General features: G+C 40.5%; 6 protein-coding genes and 1 pseudogene. 1 reads left to right on the forward strand and 6 read right to left on the reverse strand.

Going from position 1 to position 3,849, the window contains the following annotated elements; translation table 11 throughout:
* Positions 1 to 84: 84 nt before the first annotated feature.
* The 4 genes from ACTFWY_RS17580 to ACTFWY_RS17595 are packed head-to-tail and all read right to left on the reverse strand — an operon-like array spanning position 85 to position 2,694.
* Complete coding sequence (locus tag ACTFWY_RS17580) at positions 85 to 570, reverse strand: DUF624 domain-containing protein (protein ID WP_439927427.1); 486 nt, start codon at positions 568 to 570, stop codon at positions 85 to 87.
* Positions 571 to 582: 12 nt separating this feature from the next.
* Entirely contained in the window at positions 583 to 1,476 is an 894-nt protein-coding gene (locus ACTFWY_RS17585; RefSeq protein WP_003127345.1) for a carbohydrate ABC transporter permease, read from the reverse strand.
* 11 nt (positions 1,477 to 1,487) lie between these two features.
* Positions 1,488 to 2,450 (reverse strand): ABC transporter permease, encoded by a 963-nt coding sequence (locus ACTFWY_RS17590; protein WP_003127344.1) that lies wholly within the window; start codon positions 2,448 to 2,450, stop codon positions 1,488 to 1,490.
* Positions 2,451 to 2,469: 19 nt separating this feature from the next.
* A complete protein-coding gene (locus ACTFWY_RS17595; RefSeq protein WP_003127343.1) occupies positions 2,470 to 2,694 on the reverse strand; it encodes a helix-turn-helix transcriptional regulator in 225 nt (74 codons plus the stop codon).
* A 158-nt stretch (positions 2,695 to 2,852) separates the two neighbouring features.
* Here ACTFWY_RS17595 and ACTFWY_RS17600 point away from each other — a divergent pair, with 158 nt between their 5' ends.
* A complete protein-coding gene (locus ACTFWY_RS17600) occupies positions 2,853 to 3,191 on the forward strand; it encodes a helix-turn-helix domain-containing protein (protein WP_003127342.1) in 339 nt (112 codons plus the stop codon).
* A 56-nt stretch (positions 3,192 to 3,247) separates the two neighbouring features.
* Here the strand turns inward: ACTFWY_RS17600 and ACTFWY_RS17605 are convergent, their stop codons facing one another.
* Both ACTFWY_RS17605 and ACTFWY_RS17610 read right to left on the reverse strand, forming a co-directional pair.
* Positions 3,248 to 3,448 carry a cold-shock protein gene (locus ACTFWY_RS17605; protein ID WP_003127340.1) on the reverse strand — a complete coding sequence of 67 codons (201 nt, stop codon included), beginning with the start codon at positions 3,446 to 3,448 and terminating at the stop codon, positions 3,248 to 3,250.
* 149 nt (positions 3,449 to 3,597) lie between these two features.
* Positions 3,598 to 3,744, reverse strand: a pseudogene (locus ACTFWY_RS17610) (JAB domain-containing protein); the annotation flags it as partial.
* Between the last annotated feature and the right edge of the window lie 105 nt (positions 3,745 to 3,849).

Below are 3,849 nucleotides of genomic sequence, written 5' to 3' on the forward strand. Positions count from 1 at the left end.
CTTCGGGTTTTCGGTCTGTACTGAAATCAAGGTATTATTGGGAATCCCAGCTTAAATCATAGATACCGTAAGGGATTTTATTCTTTATTTAAAACTTTGCAACAGAACCCTTATTAACAGCTGAACGGGACAAATAAACACAAACAGTAACGGCTGTAACCAACGATGGACTTTGTCTAATGAAAAATAAGCATGCACAGGGAAAAATGTGATCGCCAGCAATAAAATAATCAGGAGATTCGTCCGCATCGTAAACTCAAACAAGAAATTGGTGGGGTAATCACTCGCTAATGTGTGATGAACCCCAATAACAAAACCAGTCAGAACAATAGCCGCAACATGGAACCAGCGATTTTTTTGTTTGTTGTGCCGATATTGATCTGAAAAAATTTCTTTGAGAGGAGCTTCATTTTTCTGCAGAATCCTTTTTCGAATGCAATCGTAGACAGTAATCGTTGCCGGTATCAGACTAAACAGCACACCGCCCAGAAGCATGTAGCGCCACCAATACACATTCAAAAGCATCATATCGTACACTAATTCACAAAATGCAGCGATCGCTTTTAGCATCGAAACACCTCCTCATCCCTTGATGGATCCTACTAGGATGCCTTTTTCAAAGTATTTGGCTACCACAGGATAAAATAGGAGCACAGGCAGACTTGAAACGATCACTACGCTGTATTTGAGGGTCATTTTCAGCATAAGCAGTTCGGATTCCGCACTACCGGCAATGATTTGGTTCATATCTTGGCCAAACTGTCCCTGAACCAGTATTTCTCGCAGAATAATCTGCAGAGGATACTTGGCACGATCCTGTAAATAAATCAACGCGTCAAAGTAGGCATTCCAGCGACCGACACCATAGAACATTGCCATCACTGCGATGATCGGGGTAGCCAGAGGCAAGACGACTTTCCATAATAACCATAAATCGTTGGCACCATCGATATAAGCGCTTTCAATCAAATCATTAGGAATATTTTGACTGAAATACGTACGCATCAAAATCATATTATAAACACCCAACGCTCCAGGCAAGATCATGACCCAAAGTGTGTTAACGATCCCTAACTGCTGATTGACTAAATAAGTGGGGATCAACCCTCCGCTAAAAAACATCGTAATCGTAAAAAATAAAGTAAAGAAACGCTTGCCTCGTAAGCCGGAACGAGACAATGGGTAGGCAGCAATCGTCGTGACGATTAAGTTGATCACTGTCCCTAAACCCGTGTAGATCACTGCGTTGCGAAAACCCGTCCAGATATCACTGCTCTTGAGCACTTCCTTGTACCCTTCAACATTTAATCCACGGGGATACAAAAGCAACGGGACCTCATAGATCCTAGTGGGATCACTGAAGGAAGCATTGACCACAAAGATAAGCGGATATAAGATAATCAGGGCAATCAGACTGACCAGTAAGATATTGATAGTATTAAACAGTTTATCCCCTTTCGTTGCTGATACTTTCATTCGTTTTCCTCCTACCAAAGACTCGATTCATTTGTCTTTTGTGCTAGTTTATTAACAATAAATAAAACAATAAAATTAATCACGTTATTAAAAAGACCGACTGCAGCAGAGAAACTATACTCCCCATTTATGATCCCCATTTTATAGGTATATGTCGAAAGCACCTCAGAGGAAGCGAGATTCGCAGCGTTCTGTAAGAGAAAAGTCTTCTCAAAGCCCACGGATAAAATGCTTCCTGTCGCCAATATCGTGGAGATCACGATGGTCGGCATGATGGAAGGAATCGTGATATGACGAATACATTGCAAGCGAGAGGCACCATCCAAGTAAGCGGCTTCATATTGATCGGGAGAGATCCCGGACATCGCTGCCGTATAAATCAACGTTCCCCACCCCACACCTTGCCAGACACCCGACCACACATAGATATGCGGAAACCATTTAGGACTTCCGAGAAAATCGATCGATGGAAACCCAAATGTATTCAGCAACATATTAATCATGCCATCTTGACTTGAAAAAAAGAATTGAACCATCCCGATCACGACAACCACCGAAATAAAATTTGGGATGTATGAAATCGTCTGAGCGGTTGATTTGAACCATTTCCGATTCAATTCATTGAATAATAACGCCAAAATGATCGGTAATGGTACACTGACCAACAAACTGTAAAGACTCAAGCGCAAGGTATTAACAATGATCTCGAGAAAAAAATAGGAAGCAAAAAAACGCTCAAAGTGCTTCAATCCCACCCAAGGGCTACCTAAGATCCCAAATGCGGGAGAATAATCTTTGAATGCGATAATCACGCCATACATTGGCCAATAATTCCAGATCACGACAAAAATAACTGGAATGATCAGCATGACGTAGAGCCACTTGTGTTTCTTTAAATCTTTTTTTAGATCCTGGAAATTTCTTTTGTTTTTACCCAGATAGCCGATTTTTGCAACTGTACCTTTTACAGGCATCTTGAGTCCCCTCCTCCATTTAACTAGGTTTGTCTTTTTGTGTCGTTATGTTACCTTCAATGCTAAAAAAATACGTCCAATCAAATTGGAGCACTTTACCGATCCGCTTCGCTACTTCTACACTTGGTCGGCGTTTTCCTCGTTCAATCATATTGTAATATGTTCGCTCAATTTCGGATTCCTTAGCTACTTGATCCTGAGTGAGTCCATTTTTTTCACGTTGCCTAATGAGCCACTCCCGCATACAGTTCCCTCCTTCTTCGGAATGTAACGTTTCGACACACACTCATTATATGTTTCCTTATGACACTTGTCAACGACATTTAGTAACAAATAGACACCAACCGACTCTTTTTTTCTAAGTAACGGTGTGTTACTATCACGAGAGAGGCAGGTGTCATTATGTTTCCGCAAATCATAAAAAAATTACGTCTGGAAAAGAAGTTAACTCAGCAAGAAGTGGCAGACAAAATCGGGATCACACGTCCAGCTTATACTGCCTATGAATCAGGAAAAAGAGAGCCCGACTTTAGCATGCTGCAAGTGTTAGCCGATCTATTTGGTGTGTCGACCGACTATCTCTTAGGCCGATCTGATAAGAGACACCTCTATCCTAAAGTAGAAAGTGACTTGATCAGTTCCCATATCGATGAATCAATCTCAGAAGAAGGAATCAAAGAAATCCTCACGTTCATTGATTTTGTCAAAGAACGCGAGCAAAAAAAAAGACCATCTGAATGATGGTCTTTTTTGACTGTGCCTTCACTAATCCCATGAATGCAGTCTTGTAAATAAGCTTACGCTTTGTTTACGTTTACTGCTTGAGGTCCACGATCTGATTCTTCAACATCAAAAGTCACTGCTTGGCCTTCTTCTAAAGTCTTGAAGCCTTCACCTTGGATTGCTGAGAAATGTACAAATACGTCTGTACCGTCTTCACGTGAAATGAAGCCAAATCCTTTTTCAGCATTGAACCATTTAACTGTACCTTGTTCCATTATAAAAAACCTCCTCGTGCATAAGCACTTAATTATGTGTAACATTGCTCGTGTCCGATAGAGGTGTAACAAGCGTTTCAACATCTATTCAGCAAACAAAATTACACTAATATTTTACACTTGCTACTATTTTTTTGCAAGGTAGACGATCAGCCTTCCCAGAGTCCTTCTTCTCGCAAGCTGATATATGAATTATTACCGATAATCAAGTGGTCCAGCAAGTCGATACCCATCAATTCCCCACACTTCATCAATCGTTTGGTAAAGGTAATATCCGCCTGCGAAGGTTGGGGACTTTATCAAGAGTAAATTACAAAAGAATCATTTAAATCAATACTTTCACTTTGAATACATGTATTTGAAGTGGAAGGTACTTATTTCAAAAATAGTAAAACCTGTAT

This window comes from Enterococcus sp. 125944, from assembly GCF_051909435.1.
Lineage (GTDB): Bacteria > Bacillota > Bacilli > Lactobacillales > Enterococcaceae > Enterococcus_D > Enterococcus_D gallinarum.